Origin of the sequence: Chryseobacillus diguaensis (genome assembly GCF_049220665.1) — a bacterium.
Classification (GTDB): Bacteria; Bacillota; Bacilli; order Bacillales; family Bacillaceae; genus Metabacillus_B.
On record NZ_JBMKNV010000017.1, the window covers coordinates 40,906 to 63,876 of the forward strand.

Sequence of the window (22,971 nt, forward strand, 5' to 3'; positions counted from 1 at the left end):
CTCTTTTTTTTCTGGCATAAATCCCGTTTGCTTCTCCTAAACTTTAATAAGACTGTTTTAGGAAAGGGAGATAAATATGGCTGAAGACATCCGCATCCTTTCTCCTTGTGGAATGCTTGGATATGGCTTTCCTGAAAACTCCTTTTTAATTGGGCTAAAAGAGAAGATCCACGGGATTGTTGTGGATGCAGGCTCAACAGATGCAGGACCTCATAAGCTTGGAGCAGGTGTTTCGATCGTTAGTAAGAGAGCCGCTAAAAAAGATCTGCAAATCCTAATAAGGAACGGGCTGCCAAGAAAAATCCCCATTATTATCGGCTCAGCTGGCGGCGCAGGGGCCAGCATCCATGTTGACTGGACATTGGAGATTATTGAAGAAATTCTCCAGGAGGACAAGCTTGATGCCAAAGTTGCTGTTATTCGAGCCGATATTCCTAAACATCACATTGTCAAAGCCTTAAAAGAAGAAAAAATCATCTCTTTAAGCCCTAATATTCCCGCACTAACCGAGCAGACTATTCTTGAAACAGAGCAAATTGTTGCACAAATGGGGCATGAGCCAATCGTTGAGGCATTAAACTGCGAGAGCGATATTATTGTGTGCGGCAGAGCGTATGATCCTTCTCCATTTGCAGCAATTGGTCTCTATTACGGAAAAGAACCCGGTCTTAGCTACCATCTTGGCAAAATCCTTGAATGCGGGGCTCTTTGTGCTGAGCCGGGAACAACAAAGGATTGTATCTTAGGAACCATCAAAGAAAACTCCTTTACTGTAAAATCCCTGAATCCTAAACGAAAATGCACGTCTGTGAGTGTCGCAGCCCATACCTTTTATGAAAAAGAGCATCCTTATCTATTAAAGGGACCAGGTTTTGTTCTTCATTTAAAAGACTGTGAGTTTGTGGAGCGTGATGCGGGAGTGATTGAAGTTTTTCATAGCAAATATTTCCCTGCTGAAAAGCGGATGATCAAATTGGAAGGCGCCAGAAAAAAAGCTTATCGCACGTTCGTTTTGGCTGGAGTCAGGGATCCCCTTTTGCTTGAGAAACTGGATGAAGTCGAAGAACAGGTGAAGCAGCAAACAGCAGACTATTACTCGGAAATTAGTCCGGAAGATTACGGAATCCATTTTTATAACTACGGAATGAACGGCGTTTTAGGTTCGAAGGAAACCGAATTGTTTAAAGGCCACGAAGCGGCTGTTCTCTTTGAGGTAGTGGCAAAGACACAGGAACTGGCAAATAGTATTTGTGCGACAGTCCGCTCTACCTTTTTGCACTATGGTTATGAAAATAGAAAATCGACTGCTGGCAATCTGGCATTTCCTTTTGCTCCAAGCGATATTGAATTTGGAGCTGTTTATGAATTTTCTATTTATCACCTGATGGAAGATCAGGAAGGGCTATTCAAAGCAGAGTATGCAAGAAGGGGAGTATCCTATGGCCTTACTAACTGAACTTGCCCATGTGATAAGAAGTAAAAATTCAGGACCATTCGAATTGACGCTCGATATTTTATTTGAATCAAAAGAAGCTTACGAGAGAGTTAAGAACTCAGGTGAAATCAGCATTCATAGAATTTGCTCGCTCTACAATATTACAGAACAGCAAGTTCATCAATTTGTATTTTTTGATCAGGCGCGGGGAATAAAAATTACGATAGCAAGAGAAACCCCATCAGGAACAGTAGGGGACAGGGATGTATATGGAGCCCAGCAGCATGCTCCATTATTTTTAATCGAAATCCAGTAAGAAATGGAGTGAGGCCATGATTTCATTTCAGGAACGGGTAAGGGGAGTCATCCTTTCAGCGGCCTTAGGGGATGCATTGGGAGCTGTCGTTGAAAAGCTGAGCTATGAAGAAATAAAGGAACGGTATGGCCGGGTTGAATCCCTCAATACAGTCTGGTATAAATCCGATTTGCCGGAAGAAAGCCAAGGGAAAGAGCGAGGCTTTGGAACGGTTACAGACGACACGCTGATGATGCTTGCATTGATAAGAGTTTATCTAAAGGAAAAAAGACATTTGGACGCATATGATCTCGGAAATGAGTTTATGAAGGAAATTGCTTTTCGCAAAACCTATATCCCGGAGTTTAGAAAAGAAGCTCCTTTAATTGATCGCCTATTTTATCCTGAAAAGTATTTGTTCACACGGCATGTTCTTGCGAATTGCGAGCCGAGGGAGGCTGGAATCGGGAATATGGTCAATTGCGGTGCGGCTATGTATATAGCCCCCATTGGAGTTGTGAATGCAGGTAACCCGAAAGGTGCCTATGATGAAGCGATTCTGTTTGCGCTGGGTCATCAAAACAGCTATGGACTTGAAGCGGCTGGGGTACTTGCAGCTTGTGTTGCGAAAGCCTTTGAAGAGAATGCTCAAGCAGAGGATATAGTACAAACAGCCATCACATTTGCAAAGGATGGGACGAAACAAGCGATTATTGATATGGCAAATGCAGCTCGCTCCTTAAAAGCGCGGAATGCAGACAGAGATGAAGTCGTAAAGCAGCTGCAAAGGGTGATCGCAGCCTATTCACCAATGAGGGATGACGTCAAAAGAAGCATTGATAAAACAGGGTTGCCTTCCAGCCATTACACACCAAGCAGGCTATTATCGATTGAAGAGCTGCCAATGGCGCTTGCTTTCATTCTTCTAAACAATGGTGATTACTATTCTTCCATTTATGATGGCATCAACTCAGGAAGGGACACAGATTCGATCGGTGTGATGATTGGTGTTATTCTGGGGGCCATGCATGGAGACAATGTGATTCGAAAAGAAGACATCGAAATTCTGGAACGGACAAATCAATTGAACCTGCTGAACCTTTCAGAGGCTTTTATTCCAACCTCCATGAAAATCATTAAGAATGATATAGAGCTGAACAAAAAGAGAGAAAATATAATGAATTAAAAACGGGCACAACAGGGGGAACAGAATTGCTTACTGAACAGTACCTGGAAAAGATTTATGCCGGTTTTTTAGGAATGAATGCCGGCATTCGGCTCGGGGCCCCGATTGAACCTATTGAATGGACGTATAAGAGAATAAGAGAAGTGTATGGTGATATTAAGGCTTATGTTAAGGAATACAAAACCTTTTCAGCTGATGATGATGTGAATGGCCCGGTCTTTTTTATCAGGGCTTTGCTTGATGACGCCTTTGGCCGTGAGCTGAAGCCCGAAGATGTAGGAAAAGCCTGGCAGAACTATATCCGGGATGGAATCGGGATGATCTGGTGGGGAGGAGAGGCAATCAGCACGGAGCATACAGCCTTTCTTAATTTAAAAAAGGGAATGCTGCCGCCCTTAACCGGTTCCTCGGATACAAATGGAATTATTCTAGCTGAGCAGATCGGCGGTCAGATTTTTATCGATACATGGGGCCTTCTGTTCCCGGGAAACATAGAAAAAGCAGCAGATTATGCTGAAAAGGCGGCAAGTGTTTCTCATGATAAGAATGGTTTGTACGGTGCGCGCTTTATGGCCGCCTGTATTTCAAAGGCTTTTTTTGCTAAAAACGTAACAGAAATTCTTGAAGCAGGATTGAGCGTTATTCCGAATGACTCTATTTATTACAAAGCAGCTTCTGCCGTTTCCGATTTTCATAGAATGAACCCAGATGACTTTAGAGCGTGCCAACAGTACCTCGAGCTTGAGTGGGGATATGATAAATTCCCTGGAATATGCCACATTATTCCGAATGCCGCTGTATGCGTACTTGCTCTGCTTTATAGTGCTGGGGATTTTTCCAGGATGATTGAAATCGCTGTGATGTGCGGTTGGGATACAGACTGCAATGCTGGAAACGTGGGTACGATTGCGGGAGTCTTAAATGGCATTGAGGGAATTCCGGATCATTACAGAAAACCAATAAACGATACGGTGATTACTTCCAGTGTATCGGGTTATTTGAATAATCTTGATATCCCATCCTTTTCAAAGGAATTGCTTCTGCTATCCTCCAGACTTAGTGGGGCGAAGGTTTCCAGGGAGACGAAAGCTTCCTTTAAGAAAGGCGAAGTGTATTTTGATTTTATTCTTCCAGGCTCCACACATGGTTTTAAAACAGACAATCCTTTTAAAACGATCCTTCGGCATACAAAGGAAAGAGGCTTCCGCCAAAACGGCTCGTTGGAAATCATTATAGACCGTATGACCTCCGCAGATAAAAGTAAAATCTATTATAAGCTTTTCTACCGAAGAGCAGATTTCAATGATGAAAAATATAAGCCTGTTTTTTCACCTAAAGCTTATAGCGGGCAAATCGTTTCTGTACAGCTTTACTTTGATCAATGGAGCGGGGAAGAAATCATTATTACTCCTTATGTAAGAAACACCTTTAATCAAAAAGAAATAACTCTTCAGCCTGTGTCGTTAGTCAGTAAAATCTGGAACTGTATCGAATTTCAAATACCAGACACAGAGGGAGCCTGCATAGATGAGGTAGGATATATCATAAAAAGCAGCTCCACCTTAGCAAACAGGGCATTTGGGAGAATTTTGATGGATGAGTTTCATATATACGGAAACGCAGACTATCATATTGATTTCTCCAAACAATGTGAAGAGTTTAAATCCATTACGCCATTCTCTCACCATAAGGGAATATGGAGGCTTGACGGGGGACATATGATATCCGAGAGCATTGATGATTGCTCAGCCTATACAGGTAATTACTATGCGAAAGATTTGCAGCTTTCGGCAGTCATTGCTCCTTTATCGGGAAACAGTCATCTCGTTATTGTAAGGGCAGGAGGAATAAAACGTCACTATCTGGCAGGTTTTGATGGAGAAGGTAAGGTTTCTTTTATTCTGAATGACTTTGGATACACCCGTTTAAAAACTGTTCCCTATAAATGGACGCATGGCCAGAAATATCTATTTGAGGTTGAATGCAAGGGAGAATGCTTTGCAATTTCAATCAATGGGGATAAAGTGTTGGAACAGAAAGATCCCAGGTTTCAGTCAGGGATGTATGGAGTTGGAAGTCTTAATAGAGGGAGCTTTATAATTGGGGACTTTAAAATCAGGGAAATTAATTGATTAGGAAGGACTCTCCGTTATAATCTGTATCCTTTGTCAAGGACACTGATAAAAAGGCTAGGCAGCTAGAAGAAGATGATCTCTGTATTGAACGAGGCCACTGAAAAAGTCTTTAAAGGATAGCCTTTGTTAAATTAGCCGGTTGATTTCCACTCCAGGATGCTTCGCTTTCCGCGGGGCGTGCGGTGAGCCTCCTCTGCGCTAATACGCCTCCGGGGTCTCACCTGTCCCGCTGACCACAGGAGTCTCGCACCTTCCGTTTCAATCAGCCTAGTGCTAAGAAACCAATAACTTTAAACAAACTGCTAGAGGTCAAATCCCTTACTTTTTAAGGGATCTGGCTTTTTTGTTTTATAATGGAGATAATCTATTCGAGTAGGGGTGGTTCCAATGATGCCAATACAACAGTCGATCAAGCTAAGTCCTTATATTCTCTATGACCTCATCGTGCCAAAGGATAATAGGTTGCGCAGGATTAATGACCTCGACTTTACCTTTGTTTATAAGAGCTCAAGGATAAGGATTGCCTTATAATGGCAGGAAAGCAATTTATCCCATTCGCATGTTCAAATACCTATTATTAAAAACGATCCATGACCTTTCGGACGTGGATATCGTCGAACGTTCCAAATACGATATGTCCTTCAAATATTTTCTGGACATGACTCCAGAAGAGGAAGTCATAGACCCGAGCTCCCTGACCAAATTCCGTGAAATTGAGGTTAAAGGATGTTAACCTCCTGGTTTTGTTTATAAATCTTGGTTCATTTCGATAGTATCCACTGTCTTTTTTCATTGCTAAAAGAAGTTCTAGAAAATGGAATACATTAGTTTTATTTAAATTTAGTAAAATAAATGTTACTTTCAGCAGGTTAAGATTTTCACCGATAAAACTGTATGAAAAGTTACTCCATTTTATAGGCAATTTTTACAATTGATATCTCTTATAGCAGGAATTAGTATTTATCTTAGAATACAAGGAGGGGAGAACTATATGACTTTTAGAGCCAAAGAAAAAAAAGATATAAAAATCTGCGACATTTGGAAAGCAAGAAAACGAATTACTGCGATTGTCAATAGAACACCATTGATCCAATCTGGTATTCTTTCAGAAAAAATTGGCCGTCCTGTATATTTAAAGCTTGAAAATGTTCATGAGATAGGAGCATTTAAAGTAAGAGGAGCGGCCAATAAGATACTGAGCTTAAGTGAAGAAGAAAAAAAACGAGGGGTTGCAACGTTTTCAACTGGAAACCATGGTATGGCTGTGGCGTATGTAGCAAAAAAACTCGGGATTGATGCTTTTGTATGTATTTCAAATCGAGTGCCAAAAGCAAAAGTAGATTCTTTAAAAAGGCTGGGAGCAAAAATTGAGATAGTTGGTAATAGCCAAGATGACGCAGGAGAGCGCTGCTATGAGCTGGAGAGAGAAAAGGGATTAACGGTAATTCAGCCATTTGATGATCCTCATGTCATTGCAGGACAAGGAACAATTGGCTTGGAATTGCTGGAGGATCTTCCTAATCTGAAAGATGTGATCGTTCCTCTTTCAGGAGGAGGACTTCTCTCCGGAATTGGCTTGGCATTGAAATCGAATGATCATGAAATAAGAGTAACTGGTGTCTCAATGGAACAATCCGCGGTTATGTATGAAAGTTTAAAATCGGGTAAACCAATAATGCTTGAGGAAAGTGAGACACTAGCTGATAGTTTGTTAGGTGGAATCGGTCTTGATAATCAATATACGTTTTCAATGGTCCGGCAATATATGGATGAGCTGGTACTCATTCCTGAAGATGAAATTGCTTATAGTATGGCTTTTATGATGGACAAACATAAAATCATTATGGAAGGCGCAGCAGCCACCGGAATTGCGGCAGTTTTAGGAACCAAAATCCCTCATCAAGATGGTGATATCGCTGTTATTATAAGTGGTCACAATGTAGATCTTTCAATACTGCTTCAGTTAATTCAAAACTACACTGTTGTTGGAAAGTGAAATTATATCAAGTGGTATGTAATAAATTGAAAACCATTTTTTTAGATCGAAGGAAGTGCCAAAGGAAGCATACTATGCCATCTTATTTTCAACCCCTTATAAAATGACAAAAGTTTACTGAGGCCTCTGTATTTTAAACGTTTTCCCTCATTTATTATACTGATATGAACGACTTGCAAGGATAGTAAAACATTACCTCTATATAAAATGTATAATGTATGATATCAAGAAAAAATATGGCTTTGGTTTGCCGATAAGCCATGTTTTTCTATTTGTTTTATCTTTAAGTGGTCAGAGGGGGGACGACATGAGATTAACAATAGAGGATGTTTTAAATTACGAGATTATGCAAAACGCCAGAATTATTACAGGAAGAGCTGCTGCAAACGAACGAACTATTCAATGGATTTCCGTGATTGAGATGCCTGTTGAAAATTTCGTACGAAAAAATGAGGTAGTATTAACTACTGGAATTGGATGCAGCAACAATGTTGATGGATTTAAAAAGTTTGTACAAGACATTATTGACTCTGAAGCATCAGCACTAATGGTTGCTTTGGGAAGGTATATATTTGATATTCCAAAAGAGGTCATTGAATTAGCTGAATTGCATAAATTTATGATTATTTCCATTCCATGGGAAATCCGATTTGCAAGTATTATTGAAGAAGTTATGAAAGAGATTAACGATATTCAATATAAAGAGCGGGAGAAATCAGAGAAAGTACAGCAGGAGCTGTTAAAGTTAATTCTAAAAGAAACAGACCTTAACCATATCTCAAATTTTATACAAAAACAAATTGGCTGTTCAATCATTATTACTGACCGATCAGGTTTGATCCAAGAAAATGGCAGTCATTCTGTAAATTTTATTGAAAAATGGAAAAATTATGTACTGAGAGGAATTCTTCCTTCAAGAAAAGACACATCTGAATTAACGCGTGATCCTATGTTTCAGAAGTTTCAAATGATTGAAGTCGAAAATCAGACGATCCTGCAGCTTCCAGTGCTTCAAGTTTTAGGTGATCCACAAGGCTATTTATTTGTGATATTGCCTTCCGGTACATCTGCGGACGAGTTCTTAAGCCAGTATCGCGTAAACGTGTTAGAGCATTCCGCAACAACAATCGCCCTTTGGCTTTCAAGAAAGAATGCCATCGAGGAGACGAAAATGCGTCTTCGCAGTGATTTTGTACTAGAACTTGCTAAAGGAGGATTTGTTTCCTGTGAACAAGCAAATACAAGAGCAAAATTACTAGGTTACAATATAAAGCTCCCGTTTGTTTGCATTTTAGGATTTCCTGAAAATCTTAAGGTGCTTTTTCGGAAGCAGCATCAAGAAGATCATTCATTTGAGCAGTGGCTTGATAGTATGATCCTTTACATTGAAGAAGAAATTTTTTACGCAGCACAATCTACTAAACGAGAAGTGATGATGACATACCAAGGAGAACAATTGCTTATCTTCCTTGAGATTCCATCCGAAAATAAGATGGAAAACGCTATAAATTTTTTGAACCTTGTCGAACGGCGTTTAGGAAATTTGCTTCCAGAGGTTGTTCTATCATGGGGAATTGGCAACTACAATGAAGGTTTTAAGGGCTTTACAGATAGCTATCAAAATGCAAACGTTGCTTTAAACATTGGGAGGCGTAAAAAAGGGGCAGGGTGTCGAATGATGTATGAAGACACACGCGTTGAACGTGTTCTCTTAACCCTTGCTCAAAATGAGGAAATGAAAGAAGTCATTATGTCGACGATTGAACCGCTTATTCAATATGATGACCAGCGTAATATGGATTTAATTGATACATTGAGTGCGTATAATCAGTTTAAAGGAAATGTAAGCCAAACAGCAAGGTCATTGAATTTGCATAGACAATCCTTGTTGTATCGACTAAGAAAAATAGAATCATTGACAGGTCTTTCGGTTATTGAACCTGATGATTTATTTTTATTAGACTTAAGCATCAAGACTTGGAAAATGGGTGTATCTGACAAAATAACAGAAGAAGGATAATCTTCGGAGTGAGAAACAGTAGATAAAAAGAATATGGCTTTAATGCAAAAGACAGCTTTATTATGTATGTCATCTATGATGAGCAAGCATACAGGATGATTAATGTCAAAGATAAACTTGCTGCAGCTAAAAAGATAATTACCGTAACAGGGTTAGTTAGCTATGCTGGTGAATACTGGAGGTTTGCTTTCTTGTTCACGCGCATTCCAAAAAATAAGACTGTCATGAAAATCTAGTTACAAAAGATTTCCATGACGGTCTTTGTTTTTCCGGGAAAATACGATTGTGATGACGGACAATTGATAATTAGGATATTTTGCAGGTAATAAACGATTACTTTCACAGATCATTAGAAATCTTCATTTTTCCGAACGTAATGAAATGCAATCATATCTCATCCTTTTCGAAATAATCCTCGTTTGTCATAAAATTTCACACTTTTTTATAATTTGACTACAAACTATTTGAATATTCATACATTTTTGCAGATGATTGCTTTGTCATCCTCGTCTATAATGAATTAATAGATTTATTATTCGAAAAATTCAATAAACATTATTGGGATAGGAGGAAGTTTTCCATGTCATTTGGATCTGCAGAGTATAAAGAGAGAATTCGAAAAACAAAAGAGAGAATGGCAGCAAAAGGGATTGAAGTATTGCTAATTACAGATCCGGCTAATATGAACTATTTATCTGGTTATGATGGGTGGTCATTCTATGTACATCAAATGTTAGTGATTATTAATGACGAAGATCAGCCTATTTGGATTGGCAGAGGCCAGGATGCAAACGGAGCAAAAGTAACAACTTGGCTTTATCATGAAAACATTATTGCATACCCAGAAGATTATGTTCAATCAGATAAAAAACACCCAATGGACTTTGTTGCCGATATTTTAAAACAAATTGGTCAAGATAAGCGTTCCATCGGTGTCGAGATGGAAAACTATTATTTTACTGCTAAATGTTATGAGCAGCTGAAAAAAGGATTACCAAATGCCGTGTTCCATGATGCAACACTTTTAGTAAACTGGGTTCGCATAGTGAAATCCAATACAGAAATCGAGTATATGAAACGCGCTGGGTTATTCGTTGAAAAAGCTATGATAGATGGAATTGAACTGATCAATGAAGGTGTTCGTGAATGCGATGTAGCAGCGAAAATTCTACATACGCAAGTCACTGGAACAGAAGAGTTCGGCGGTGATTACCCAGCGATTATGCCACTGCTTCCATCTGGCGAAAAAACGTCCACTCCTCACCTAACATGGACAGATGAATGCTATAAACAAGGGGATACAGTGATTTTAGAATTAGCTGGCTGTTACAAACGCTATCACTCGCCACTTGCAAGAACAGTTCATATTGGTAAACCCTCAGATAAAATAAAAAACCTTTCGAATGTCGTTGTAGAAGGATTGAATGCTTGTCTTGACATGATAAAGCCAGGCATTGCATGTGAAGAAATTGAAGAAACTTGGAGGAAAACAATCGAGAAAAGCGGCATTATAAAAGAATCACGGCTTGGTTATGCAATGGGACTGAACTATCCTCCCGACTGGGGTGAGCATACAGCAAGTATCCGAAAAGGGGACAAAACGATTCTTCAGCCTAATATGACATTCCATCTTATTCCTGGTATTTGGTTAGATCAATACGGATTTGAATCGAGTGAAGCATTGCGAGTTACAGAAACTGGGTGTGAAACGTTCGCAAAACTCCCGAGAGAGTTGTTTATCAAAGAAGGAGTTTTAACAATAAACTAGACACTGTATAAGGAGGTGCAGCAGAGCGATGCTTATCTTTACTGAGCAGGAGCTTAAACAATATGTAAAACTGAATCTTGAAGCCATCACCACTGTTGAAGATGGATTTACGAAACTAGCAAACAACGAAGTGAAAATGCCACCGATTATGCGTGTTGATGTTCAGGATCAAAACGGCGAAGTAGACGTAAAAACAGCATATGTCAAAGGCAAAGATATGTTTGCGATAAAGGTTTCCTCTGGATTCTTTAATAACTATAATCTGGGTCTTCCAAGCGGGAACGGTTTAATGATCCTGATTAGTACACAAACTGGTATTCCTCAGGCGCTGCTTTTAGATAATGGCTATTTAACCGAGGTAAGAACGGCTGCAGCAGGAGCAATTGCTGCTAAATATCTTTCACGAAATAATATAGGAACAGCAGGTGTGATTGGAGCAGGAAGTCAAGCAAGATTCCAGATAAGAGCATTAAAGCTAGTACGCGATTTTAAGAAGATCCTTGTGTTTGCCCGTTCTGCTAATCGTGCAAAAAAATATGCGGAGGAAATGGAAGACGAAATTGGCATTGAAGTCCAAGTAGCGGAAAGTGCAGAACAAGTAGTTCGGAATAGTGACTTGGTCATCACTACAACGCCAGCAAATAAGCCAATTATCAAAGCAGAATGGCTGCATCCTGGACTTCATATCACAGCAATGGGATCTGATGCTGAACATAAGCAGGAAATAGAAGCTGAAGTATTAGCACGAGCGGATAAACTTGTGTGTGATTCGATAGCACAATGTGCTCAACTTGGAGAATTGCATCACGCCCTTGACAGTGGTGTATTAACAAAAAACTCGTTCATTACTGAAATAGGCCAATTAACATCAAAGGAACTGATCGGCCGTGAAAATGAAGAACAAATTACTGTTTGTGATTTAACAGGAACAGGTGTACAAGATACAGCGATTGCATTGTTTGCTTACAACGAGATGGTCAAACGTAATCTAGGATTAAAAGTTGAAAATAAAACGTTATCATTAAAAAACTAATCAGGAGTGGTCATATGACAAACAAAAACATTAAAGCAGGGACTAAAGCAGTATGGGCTGGAGAAAAAGAATATTTAGTGCATGGAGCAACACAAGTACCGGTCGTTCTAAGCGTAGCATATGGCTATGATGATATGGATGAGTGGTATGATGTGGCAGTTGGAAAGAAAAAAGGACACATTTATGGACGTAACACAAACCCAACTGTTCAAGCATTTGAAGACAAAATAAAAATTCTTGAAGGTGCAGAGGCAGCAACAAGCTTTTCTACAGGAATGGCTGCTATCAGCAACACATTATCTACATTTTTATTGCCTGGTGATCGCATTGTATCTATTAAAGATACGTACGGCGGTACGAATAAGATCTTTACTGAGTTCCTTCCTCGTCAACAAATCGATGTGGTTCTTTGTGAAACAGGAAATCATGAGGCAATTGAAGGAGAAGTGGCAAAAGGCTGTAAAATTTTATATTTAGAAACACCAACAAATCCTACAGTGAAGATTACAGACATTGAGCGCATGGCAAAAGCGGGCCGTAATGCTGGTGCACTTGTCATCGTTGATAATACATTCGGGACTCCAATCAACCAAAACCCGCTTGCTCTGGGAGCAAACTTAGTTATTCATAGTGCAACGAAATTCCTCGGTGGTCACGCTGATGCATTAGGCGGTGTTGTATGCGGTTCACATGAACTAGTTGAAAAAATTTACCACTTTCGTGAAATCAATGGCGCTACAATGGATCCAATGGCAGCTTACCTGATTTTAAGGGGGATGAAAACACTTCATCTTCGCGTGCGCCAGCAATGTGAAAATGCAATGGCGCTTGCAAAATACTTGCAAACAAAAGAACTAGTCGAAGGTGTTTACTATCCAGGTCTTGAAACACATCCGCATCACGGCATCGCGAAAAAGCAAATGAAGGATTTTGGCGGAATGCTCAGTTTTGCAGTAAAAGGAGGAGTAGATACCGTAAGAGACCTACTTCCCAAATTACAATTTGCAAATCGTGCTGCGAATCTAGGTGCTGTTGAAACTACTGTAGGACCTGCTCGTACGACAAGCCATGTTGAATGTACACCAGAAGAGCGTGCAGCAATGGGAATTCCTGAAGGGTTAATTCGCGTTTCTTGCGGAATTGAAGATATTGAAGATTTAATTACTGATTTTGAACTAGCATTTAACCACGTTGAAAGTTCCTTGCAAGTTTAATAGATGATAAGTTTTCTAGTCCAAGGTGAGGTGTGTGGTGAATGCCTAATAAACATCCCATAGTTAAACAAGCAAACAGCTTGTACAACAAACTGATTGAATGGAGACGTATTTTTCACCAACGTCCCGAACTCAGTTTTCAGGAATTCGGGACTGCCCTATTTATTGCTGAAACATTACAAAAGATTGATGGAATGAAAGTAGAAAGAGGAATCGGTGTAGAAACAAGTGTAGTCGGAACATTAACTTCAGGTGAAGAGCCGACGATTGCGATCAGAGCTGACATCGATGCCTTGCCAATTAATGAAGAAAATACAACAAGTTACCGTTCAAGAAACAAGGGTGTCATGCATGCATGCGGACACGATGCACATACAGCTATTTTACTAGGTGTGGCTGCCATACTTGCTGATCACTTTAAAAAGGGCCAAATAACAGGAACGGTTAAATTCATCTTTCAGCCGGCTGAAGAAAGTACAGATGAAAAGGGGCTTTCTGGTTCTCCTTATATGGTGCAGGCAGGTGTTTATGACAAGGCAGATACGGCAATCGCACTTCATATGTGTCCATGGCTTCCAGTCGGTGCCGCCCAAATTAGCGATGGTTACAGTATGGCCAATGTGGATGTGTTTGAAGGGAAAATTTATGGAAAAGGCGGCCACGGAGCTTATCCGGAGCTTGGCACAGATCCGATTTGGATGCTAGGCCCTGTTATGCAGGCACTGCATGGGATTGTTGCCCGAAAAGTATCTGCATTAGACTCAGCAGTTGTGAGCATAGGGCAAATTCATGCAGGAACAGCAAGCAACATTATCCCGACCGAGGTTTTCATTGAAGGGACGATTCGCAGTTATACACCTGAGATCCGTAATTTCTTAGAATCAGAAATAAAGAAAGCGTTTTCAATTGTTGAACACCTTGGTGGTAAGTATTCATTGAATGTTCAAAGAGGCGAACCAGCGTTAAACAATAGTTCCCTTGTCAATGAGTGGATTACCGAAACGATGCTTGAGATCTATCCTGACCTTCAGATCACAAATCGTCCATTCGGACTTGGGGGAGAAGACTTCGGCTATGTGACACAAAAGCTTCCAGGTTCGATGTTTTTTCTAGGGTGTGCATCACCAGATGGAGTTCAAAGGGATTTGCACACGCCAATTTTTGATATTGACGAAACCTGCTTACCGATAGGGGCTGCAATTCTCGGACAAACAGCTATTAAATTTTTAAAAGGCGAGTTTAGCTTACCAAGCAATCATCATTTGGAGGTGCAAACATATGGCGCATAAACTGGCGTTTATTGGATTTGGAGTAGTCGGTCAAGGATTAGCTGAAATTCTGAATGATAAAAAAGAAGTGTTAAAACAAGATGAAGGCTTTGAGGCTGTAATAGTAGCAATTTCTGATTTAATAAAAGGTTCAATCTATCTTCCGAGCGGACTTGATATCAATACGGCTATACAAGTATTAAAAGAAACTGGCAGCCTCGAAAACTATCCTCAAACGTCAGGGCTTATGACAGGATGGGATAGCCTAAAAACGATTCGTGAAACAAACGCGGATACAATCATTGAAGTTTCATACACAGATGTAAAAACAGGTCAACCTGCGATCGATCATTGTAAGGCTGCCTTTGAGAGTGGCAAAAATGTTGTCATGACAAACAAAGGACCTGTTGCACTTGCTTACAAAGAGCTTTCTGATCTTGCCAATAAACATGGTGTTTACTGGGGCTTTGAAGGAACTGTTATGAGTGGAACACCTGCTCTGCGTATGCCGATTGCTGCTTTAGCAGGAAATGATATCACAGAAATACGCGGAATTTTAAACGGCACAACAAATTACATTTTAACGAAAATGGAAGAAGAAGGTGTGTCTTATGAAGAAGCTTTAAAAGAGGCACAAGAGTTAGGGATTGCTGAAGCGGATCCTGCTAGTGATGTAGAAGGCTATGATGCAAGATACAAAATTGTTATCTTATCAAACTATGTCATGAACGCACCTCTGACAGTAGAAGAAGTATTTTGCAAAGGGATCACAGACATCACATTAAAAGATATTGAAGAAGCAAAAGCAGAGGGGAAACGCTGGAAGCTATTAGCGAAAGCACGTAAAGAAAACAACAGGGTAATTGCCTCAGTTGTTCCAGAAAAAGTCGATGCAACAGATCCTCTTGCCTCAATCAGCGGTGCTATGAACGCGATTACTTATGAATGTGATCTTTTAGGCACAGTGACATTAAGCGGTGCTGGTGCCGGGAAAATTGAAACAGGTTTCTCCCTATTAATCGACTTAATTACCATAGAACGTGAAAGACAATTAGTAAGGCTCTTTTCTTAAACTTTTTTGCTGATAAATCTTAATTTAGGACTAAAACCCGAAACCAGTCTATAAACGTGATTAGAGCTCGTACGAATGACAACAATCTTTGCGAAATCAGAATTAGTAAAAGTCTAATGATGGAAAGGCGGTAATGTAATGCCAACTCAACTTTCAGGTCAAAAGATGTTTCTTGCAGGCAATTGGGTAAATGGTGATCGAATCATTGAGGTTCGTGATCCTCAAGATAACAGTATTATTGATACAGTACCAGCTGCATCGGCAGAAGATATGATGAAATGTATTGAAGAAGCAAAAGTTGGTGCCAAGATTGCAGCCTCTATGCCTGTACATGAACGTATGAGAATTATCAGCGCTGCTGCAAATTATATCGAGCAGCATTCTGTGGAGTACGCACGGACTATTGCCAGAGAAGGCAGTAAAACAATTCGTGAAGCAACGAAAGAAGTAGAAAGATGTGTTGAAACACTTCGCATTTGTGCAGAAGAAACAAGACGGATTCACGGTGAGACGATTCCATTTGATCAAGTGCCAGGCAGTGAGAATCGAGTTGGATATTATTATCGTTTTCCAATTGGAATTATAGGGGCCATTACACCATTTAATGACCCGCTAAACCTTGTTGCCCACAAAGTAGGACCGGCCATCGCTTCTGGAAATGCCATTATCGTAAAGCCGGCAACTGTAACGCCACTGAGTGCATTGATGCTGGCAAAAGCATTCGCTCATGCAGGATTACCTTCAAAAATCTTATCTGTTATAACAGGTTTTGGAAGTGAGATTGGGGATGTTCTAGTGACACATCCTGCAATTCGAATGATTTCCTTTACTGGCGGAATGGAGGCAGGTGAAGAAATTGTCCGTAAAGCCGGCTTGAAAAAAATCAGTATGGAGCTAGGTTCAAATTCACCTGTTATCGTATTGGAGGATGCCAATGTAGAAGAGGCTGTAGAATCCACTGTTTCCGGAGCATTTTGGGCAGCAGGTCAAAATTGCCTTGGTGTACAGCGAATTTATGTTCAAGAGACTATTATGGATCAATTTGAAACTTTATTTGTGAAACGCACCACCCAATATAACATTGGTGATAAGCAATCAGAACAAACTGATATGGGTCCGCTTATTACAGAAAAAGAAGCGATGCGCGTCGAGAAGCTGGTAAATGAAGCGTGTGAGAAAGGTGCAGTTTTATTGACAGGCGGAATTCGGAATGGAGCATTCTATTCACCAACCGTATTGAAAAATATACCAGAGGATTGTCTGATTGCAAAAGAAGAAATCTTCGGACCAGTCGTTCTCCTTTACCAAGTTTCGGATGTTGATACAGCAATTGAAAAATCAAATGATGTAAATTATGGATTACAGGCAGGTATTTTTACAAAAAATATAGATAAAGCTCATAAAGCTATTACTAAGATGGATGTTGGCGGCATTATGATTAATGACAGCAGCGACTACCGAATTGATGCCATGCCATTCGGAGGGGTGAAAAAATCAGGATTAGGACGCGAAGGAATAAAATTTGCGATTCAAGAAATGACGGAACCAAAAGTTGTTTGTTTTAAATTGTCGAACTCAACTTTCTCATACTAAATACAGATAGATTTTGATAAACCAGCCAGTCCTGCCCTTATGATAGGTTCGAATAATCTAAAGACACACTTCGAATCTGAAAAGTAAGACTGAACATGACCACTTATCATACATTCTATTGCATTAGTTATGAAAAGTAATGACTCTGCGGATGGATGGGTATGTAGATCTTCTATTGAAACTTGAACTATCAGAGTGAGTAAATTGCTAAAGGAGGGAACATAATGAACCATAAACAAAATAATATCCATAGAGAGTTAAAAAAAGAGGATGTTACTGTTGTAGATACTAAACTTGCTAAAAAATCAGTATTTGCTACTTCGCTTGGTAACGCCATGGAATGGTTTGATTTTGGTCTCTACTCATATTTAGCTGTTACGATTGGGAAAGTTTTTTTTCCGGAAATTGATCCTTCCCTTCAGTTAGTCTATTCTTTTGCGGCTTTTGCCATTGCATTTATTGCACGTCCGATTGGCGGTTTGATTTTTGGTATGATGGGAGATCGAATCGGGCGAAAGAAGATCCTATCTATTACATTAATAATGATGGCGGCAGCGACTCTAAGCATCGGTCTCATTCCAAGCTATGCTTCCATTGGGATGACTGCTCCTATCCTGTTAATTATTTTTAGGCTCATTCAAGGGTTTTCAACAGGAGGAGAATATGCAGGTGCGATGACTTTTATCGCAGAATCGACTCCAGATAAAAAACGCGGCTTTATGGCTAGTGGTTTAGAAGTGGGAACGCTCGCAGGTTTCTCTGCTGGTGCTGGGTTAGTCACGATTATGACATTCCTTCTAGGTCCTGAAAAGATGGTCGAATGGGGCTGGCGGATACCATTCTTATTTGCTGGTCCTTTAGGAATTATCGGTTTATACTTCCGTACTCGCTTGGAAGAAACGCCTGCCTTCGAAGCGATGTTAAAAGCAGAAAAAGAAGAAAAACACCGTGCCACCCTTAAAGAAATTATGATCAGCCATTGGAAACCACTTTTAATCTGCATTGGAATAGTACTCTTTTATAATACGATGGTCTATATGGTACTCACTTATATGCCAGCTTATTTAACACAAGAATTAGGTTATGGTGAAACCCAAGGATTGATTTTGATCCTTCTCGTTATGATTATTATGATGCCTATTATCTTAGGAATGGGCTATTTGAGTGATCGTTTTGGCCGTAATCGTATTATTAAGACAGCTTTAATCGGTGTCATTGTACTCAGTGTACCGGCATTTATGATGATTGGTACCGGCAATAATTATATTGTCTTTTGTGGATTGCTCCTCCTAAGTACGCTGCTCGCTGCTTTCCAAGGTGCACTTCCAGCAACGTTACCATCAATCTTTTTTACGAAAGTACGTTACGGGTCACTTGCGATAACATACAATTTTTCGACATCTTTATTCGGAGGAACTACACCTCTTGTAATCGCTTGGCTTGTTAGTATCACTAAGAATAATATGCTGCCTGCTTATTACGTAATGGGTGTTTGTCTTTTCGGGCTCATCATTGTTGCCTTATTTGTCACAGAAACTGCAGGAAAATCATTGCGTGGATCTTCTCCAGCTGTTGAAAATCCAAGCGAGATTGAAGAAGTTTTAAAAAATTCTGATGAATCCCTTTGGTGGATGGCAGAAGAAATGAAAGAGAAGGTAGTTAAGGAAGGTCATAACGGGGTCCCCACAGGAAAAAAAGCGGAAAATATACGTTAAGCCGATTTCTGGATAAAAAAAGCTGATATTCATTTCGTTTTAATGATCGAAAAAGGTGCAGAATTATCGATTGGCGGAAAGTGTTGTGGAGCATTCTATAAAATCTTGGGATTTGGTTAGCAGCTTTTTTTTGGAAGGAGAAGTAAAGCACAGTTTAATCGCTTTTGATTTCCTGCAGGGTGAATTCGAAGCAAAAGGGCAAACATCAAAGGGTAAACAGGACTCGGGGTGAGGGGAAATCCTGCCCCGGCATTTTTACTTGTTTAAAGTCTTCCCTTACTTCATCAGTTTTTCATAATACTCCCGCTGCTCATAAAAGGCTGTTAAATAAAATTTTTGTGGAAATGCCTTCCATTCTGGAGTTTTCGCCACTTTTCAAAGATGGCATCCAGCTCTTTTACTTGGGTTTCAGTTATATCATGAGGTCCCATGATCCCTCTCCAATGGCCAAAAAAAGTATGTATGCCTTGTTCCTCCCAGGTAGGAATATTCATTAATCCAGGAATCCTGTCTTTAGAAGAGATTCCGAGAAGCTTGACTTGACCGTTAAAGTAATAAGGGACAGCTTCTGATAATGAGAGCGGAGCCGCATCTATCGTATGATTGGCAAGTGCTTTGAATAGATCCTCTGCGTTTTCATAGACTCTGAAATGCAGGCTGCCGGGGTCTATTTTTTTTGCTTTGGCCGCTTCCACAAAGGAGATTTGGTCATCATTTCCCCAATTCTGCTCGATACAAATTGTATAGGAATTCGGATTTTCCAAAAGGTTATCCATCATCGCTCCTTTATGAAAAGAGGTTCTTGGAGCATGACAAACTAAAACCAGAAGCGGGGGATAGGACAAGCTGGAGGATAATGATAGAATGAAAGATGACAGCTTGTGGGAAGCCATTAAAAAAATGGGAAAAATGAATAACAGGGGTGAATGATGTGGTCTATCAAGCAGCAGAAGGTCGTTATGAATCTATGAAATATAACAGGTGCGGCCACTCGGGGCTTTTGCTTCCGGCAATATCGCTTGGACTCTGGCATAATTTTGGTGGGGTCGACACGTTTGAAAACGGCCGTGCCATGCTGAGAAGAGCCTTCGATTTGGGAATTACCCATTTTGACCTGGCAAACAACTACGGTCCGCCGCCAGGTTCTGCAGAAGAAATGTTTGGAGAACTATTAAAAACGGATTTTGCTCCATATCGTGATGAATTGATTATTTCTTCAAAAGCAGGCTATACGATGTGGCCAGGGCCATACGGGGATTGGGGCTCAAAAAAATACTTAACAGCAAGCCTTGATCAAAGCTTAAAACGTATGGGACTCGATTATGTGGATATCTTTTATTCGCATCGTCCGGATCCGAATACTCCTATTGAAGAAACGATGGGCGCTTTGGATTCAATCGTCCGACAGGGAAAAGCTCTATATGTGGGAATTTCCAATTACAGTGCCGAACAAACGGAAGAAGCCGTTAAAATCCTGAATCAATTGGGAACACCGCTTTTGATTCATCAGCCGAAATACTCAATGCTGAACAGATGGATTGAAGATAGCCTACAGGATGTCCTTCAGGAAAATGGAGTGGGTTCCATAGCATTCTGTCCGCTCGCACAAGGCTTACTTACGCCAAAATACTTATCAGGTGTTCCTGAGGATTCTAGAGCCGCCAAATCAACTGGAGCATTAAAAGAAGATCAAGTAACAGAACAAGTCATTAAAAGTGTCAGGGAGCTGAACAACCTTGCTGAAGAGCGCGGTCAAAGCCTTCCGCAAATGGCTCTATCCTGGGTGCTGCGTGAAGGGCGCGTCACTTCAGCACTTATTGGTGCAAGCAAAGTGAGCCAGATTGAGGATAATGTGGCAGCACTGAATAAGCCTGATTTTACAGAAGATGAATTCGCAAGGATTGAGCGAATTCTGGAAAACACGAAATAATATAAGTACAGGCGGCCCAGATTATAAATGGGCCGCTTTTTCCGTTTGTTTACTTTTACTTGTATGAATCGCGGAGGATTAAATGGTTGCTCTTCGAAGCAGCAAGTAGGAAAAGAAAGCGAAAATAGCGCTGATCAGAATCATGGCTAAAGCCAATAAATTGGGCTGATGGGCAACAAATCCAAAGACTGGTGACCACCATTGAAAATAAGTAAAGATAAAGCTTAATCCTGTAAAAAGAAGACCTAAAAGAGGGAAGAAAATGTACATCCCATTTTTGCCGAAACGCTGATACAAGCTTGATATGACAAACCCTAACATAAAGTTCCAGGCAAACAGAGTAAGAAAAATCCATATCTGCCAGAAAGTATTATCACTAAAGACATTCAGCAAGCTGAAAAAATGGATATTAAAGCCCCAGCCAGATGTTACATGGCTTTCCAGAAAGGAAAAAAGAGAAAGTAGTGGAGCTGACACAATACTGACAAGAAACATCACCGCAAGAGTGCCTGCAAAAAAATCTCTTCTTCTTAAGCTCATATCAATGGAAAAAGGAAACGTCTGGGAAGGAATGACAATACCAGCAACAAACATAAAGACAAATATGGTCATCATTCCCCCTGTATAAAAACCTTCATGTGTACGAACAAAAGAAGCAATGATTATATTAATAGCTAGGCTTCCTATGCTAGTAAGCCAGGGGAGATAGAACAGTGTAAGTCTATACCTCGAATGAATTTTCATGACCGCAGATATTGGATTCATTGGGCTTTTGCCTCCTTGTTATCTTCTTTAGCGCTCGTTAAATGAATGATCAGCTGCTGCAGCGATACTGGAGCGAGTTCCAGGCCGAGATCTTCTGCCTGTAGTCTCTCTTCTGGGGAAAGTTCTCCGAGAATGGTAGTGGATACATAACCGCCGATTTTTTCACGCTTCAGCAATTCTTTCCCTTCTGTGAAAATATCCACTTTTAAGGCTGGACCGACTACAGTAAAGGCTTTTCCTCGGATGGCGTCTGCTTCATCGTTTATAATCAGGTTTCCATCGCTTATGACTAACACATGTTCTAAAATTTTGCTGACTTCGTCAATTAAATGAGTAGATAAAATGATTGTACGGGGCTGTTTGCTGTAGTCCTCCAGCAAGCGATCATAAAATATGTTTCTCGCAACAGCATCAAGCCCAAGATAAGGTTCATCAAATATCGTCAGAGGTGCTCTGCTTGCAAGGCCAATGATTATCCCGGCTGAAGAAAGCATGCCGCGGGAAAGTTTCTTTATTTTGCGTTTCATAGGGAGTTTGAAGTCATTCAATAAGGAGTTCGCAAATGGCTGATCCCAATTTGGAAATGTTGCGGAACAAATATCAAGCAAGTCTGCGAATTGGAATTGATCAGGATATTTCTGACTTTCCTTAATAAAGCAAATTTGGCTAAGAACAGCACGATTCTCATAAGGTGCCTCTCCGAAAATTTTGATTTCGCCGCTTGTAGGAAAAAGCCTTGCGGTTAACATATTCATAAGTGTTGTTTTACCTGCACCATTTCTTCCAAGGAGGCCATAAATCTTTCCTTCTTCAAGGGAAAAACTGATATTTTTAACTACTGCGGCATCAGCATACGTTTTAGTAAGCCCATTTACCTCAACAATTTGGTTCATCGCCTTTTAACTCCCTTATTAATCATTTCTTTTAGATCTTCTTCCGTGATTCCAATTTTTTTTGCCTCCAGGAGCATTGTGATAATATACTGCTCAAAAAATTGTTCTCTTCTTTTTTCCATTAACTTTTCAAGTGCCCCTGAAGCGACAAACATGCCTACTCCTCTTTTTTTGTAAAGAATGCCTTGATCGACCAACAGATTAACTCCTTTTCCTGCTGTAGCAGGGTTAATTTGGTAAAAAGCCGCAAACTGATTGGTTGAGGGAACTTGAGTTTCTTCCGGCAGCACGCCTTCTATGATGTCATTTTCGATTCGTTCTGCTATTTGTACGTATATGGGACGGCTGTCATCTATCAACGTAGCCCTTCCTCCTTTTAGGAACATTGGTTAATTACTTATGTAACTAACTATATAAGTTGTGGGATAATATGTCAATGGGAATACGAAAAAACAGGAAGCCCATTTTTAAAAATGCAAAGTGTTCGTTAAATTGAGAACAAAAAAAGGATGCACCGAGTGCATCCTTTCAGACTGTCGACAAACTCCTCGATTTTGAGGAGGATGTTGGCAGTTTTTTTGTATAATGAAAGAAGTAACTAGTGAGGTGATTGAAATGCTGTCTAAAAATAATCAAATGAATCGTGATCAAAT

18 protein-coding genes and 1 pseudogene are annotated in these 22,971 nt (G+C 40.2%); 15 read left to right on the forward strand and 4 right to left on the reverse strand.

The window, feature by feature from the left end; genetic code table 11:
• Nucleotides 1–76: 76 nt before the first annotated feature.
• From ACOT8F_RS18885 to ACOT8F_RS18950, 14 genes and pseudogenes are all read left to right on the forward strand, one after another.
• Nucleotides 77–1,456, forward strand: coding sequence for an acyclic terpene utilization AtuA family protein (locus ACOT8F_RS18885; RefSeq protein WP_421653490.1), 1,380 nt, complete (start codon nucleotides 77–79; stop codon nucleotides 1,454–1,456).
• Nucleotides 1,440–1,751, forward strand: coding sequence for a DUF4387 domain-containing protein (locus ACOT8F_RS18890; RefSeq protein WP_421653491.1), 312 nt, complete (start codon nucleotides 1,440–1,442; stop codon nucleotides 1,749–1,751). The genes ACOT8F_RS18885 and ACOT8F_RS18890 overlap by 17 nt, the downstream gene beginning before the upstream one ends.
• Before the next feature lie 16 nt (nucleotides 1,752–1,767).
• Complete coding sequence (locus tag ACOT8F_RS18895; RefSeq protein WP_421653492.1) at nucleotides 1,768–2,916, forward strand: ADP-ribosylglycohydrolase family protein; 1,149 nt, start codon at nucleotides 1,768–1,770, stop codon at nucleotides 2,914–2,916.
• A gap of 26 nt (nucleotides 2,917–2,942) precedes the next feature.
• The gene (locus ACOT8F_RS18900) at nucleotides 2,943–5,048 is read left to right on the forward strand and encodes an ADP-ribosylglycohydrolase family protein (protein ID WP_421653493.1); all 2,106 of its coding nucleotides are present in this window, start codon (nucleotides 2,943–2,945) and stop codon (nucleotides 5,046–5,048) included.
• Between the two features lie 390 nt (nucleotides 5,049–5,438).
• A pseudogene (locus ACOT8F_RS18905) lies at nucleotides 5,439–5,803 on the forward strand (transposase); the annotation flags it as partial.
• 239 nt (nucleotides 5,804–6,042) lie between these two features.
• Nucleotides 6,043–7,047, forward strand: coding sequence for a hydroxyectoine utilization dehydratase EutB (gene eutB / locus ACOT8F_RS18910; RefSeq protein ID WP_421653510.1), 1,005 nt, complete (start codon nucleotides 6,043–6,045; stop codon nucleotides 7,045–7,047).
• A 307-nt stretch (nucleotides 7,048–7,354) separates the two neighbouring features.
• A complete protein-coding gene (locus tag ACOT8F_RS18915) occupies nucleotides 7,355–9,067 on the forward strand; it encodes a PucR family transcriptional regulator (protein WP_421653494.1) in 1,713 nt (570 codons plus the stop codon).
• Between the two features lie 580 nt (nucleotides 9,068–9,647).
• Nucleotides 9,648–10,835, forward strand: a complete 1,188-nt coding sequence (locus ACOT8F_RS18920; protein WP_421653495.1) for a M24 family metallopeptidase — start codon at nucleotides 9,648–9,650, stop codon at nucleotides 10,833–10,835.
• A gap of 28 nt (nucleotides 10,836–10,863) precedes the next feature.
• A complete protein-coding gene (locus ACOT8F_RS18925) occupies nucleotides 10,864–11,868 on the forward strand; it encodes a cyclodeaminase (RefSeq protein WP_421653496.1) in 1,005 nt (334 codons plus the stop codon).
• A 14-nt stretch (nucleotides 11,869–11,882) separates the two neighbouring features.
• The gene (locus tag ACOT8F_RS18930; RefSeq protein WP_421653497.1) at nucleotides 11,883–13,082 is read left to right on the forward strand and encodes a cystathionine gamma-synthase family protein; all 1,200 of its coding nucleotides are present in this window, start codon (nucleotides 11,883–11,885) and stop codon (nucleotides 13,080–13,082) included.
• A gap of 41 nt (nucleotides 13,083–13,123) precedes the next feature.
• Nucleotides 13,124–14,371 carry a M20 metallopeptidase family protein gene (locus ACOT8F_RS18935; protein ID WP_421653498.1) on the forward strand — a complete coding sequence of 416 codons (1,248 nt, stop codon included), beginning with the start codon at nucleotides 13,124–13,126 and terminating at the stop codon, nucleotides 14,369–14,371.
• Nucleotides 14,361–15,422: a homoserine dehydrogenase gene (locus ACOT8F_RS18940; protein ID WP_421653499.1), complete on the forward strand. Its 1,062-nt coding sequence runs from the start codon at nucleotides 14,361–14,363 to the stop codon at nucleotides 15,420–15,422. The genes ACOT8F_RS18935 and ACOT8F_RS18940 overlap by 11 nt, the downstream gene beginning before the upstream one ends.
• Nucleotides 15,423–15,560: 138 nt before the next feature.
• On the forward strand, nucleotides 15,561–17,015 hold the full coding sequence (locus ACOT8F_RS18945) for an aldehyde dehydrogenase family protein (protein ID WP_421653500.1): 1,455 nt from the start codon (nucleotides 15,561–15,563) through the stop codon (nucleotides 17,013–17,015).
• 224 nt (nucleotides 17,016–17,239) lie between these two features.
• Nucleotides 17,240–18,730, forward strand: coding sequence for an MFS transporter (locus ACOT8F_RS18950; RefSeq protein WP_421653501.1), 1,491 nt, complete (start codon nucleotides 17,240–17,242; stop codon nucleotides 18,728–18,730).
• Nucleotides 18,731–19,053: 323 nt separating this feature from the next.
• Here the strand turns inward: ACOT8F_RS18950 and ACOT8F_RS18955 are convergent, their stop codons facing one another.
• Nucleotides 19,054–19,509 (reverse strand): type 2 periplasmic-binding domain-containing protein, encoded by a 456-nt coding sequence (locus ACOT8F_RS18955; protein WP_421653502.1) that lies wholly within the window; start codon nucleotides 19,507–19,509, stop codon nucleotides 19,054–19,056.
• Nucleotides 19,510–19,661: 152 nt separating this feature from the next.
• Between ACOT8F_RS18955 and mgrA the strand changes: the two genes are divergently transcribed.
• Complete coding sequence (gene mgrA / locus ACOT8F_RS18960; RefSeq protein ID WP_421653503.1) at nucleotides 19,662–20,660, forward strand: L-glyceraldehyde 3-phosphate reductase; 999 nt, start codon at nucleotides 19,662–19,664, stop codon at nucleotides 20,658–20,660.
• Between the two features lie 78 nt (nucleotides 20,661–20,738).
• Here mgrA and ACOT8F_RS18965 read toward each other — a convergent pair whose 3' ends face one another.
• The 3 genes from ACOT8F_RS18965 to ACOT8F_RS18975 are packed head-to-tail and all read right to left on the reverse strand — an operon-like array spanning nucleotide 20,739 to nucleotide 22,704.
• Nucleotides 20,739–21,425, reverse strand: coding sequence for a hypothetical protein (locus ACOT8F_RS18965; RefSeq protein WP_421653504.1), 687 nt, complete (start codon nucleotides 21,423–21,425; stop codon nucleotides 20,739–20,741).
• Entirely contained in the window at nucleotides 21,422–22,318 is an 897-nt protein-coding gene (locus ACOT8F_RS18970; protein ID WP_421653505.1) for an ABC transporter ATP-binding protein, read from the reverse strand. The genes ACOT8F_RS18965 and ACOT8F_RS18970 overlap by 4 nt, the downstream gene beginning before the upstream one ends.
• Nucleotides 22,315–22,704: a GntR family transcriptional regulator gene (locus tag ACOT8F_RS18975; RefSeq protein ID WP_421653506.1), complete on the reverse strand. Its 390-nt coding sequence runs from the start codon at nucleotides 22,702–22,704 to the stop codon at nucleotides 22,315–22,317. Before ACOT8F_RS18975 ends, ACOT8F_RS18970 begins: the two co-directional genes overlap by 4 nt.
• Nucleotides 22,705–22,971: the final 267 nt, after the last annotated feature.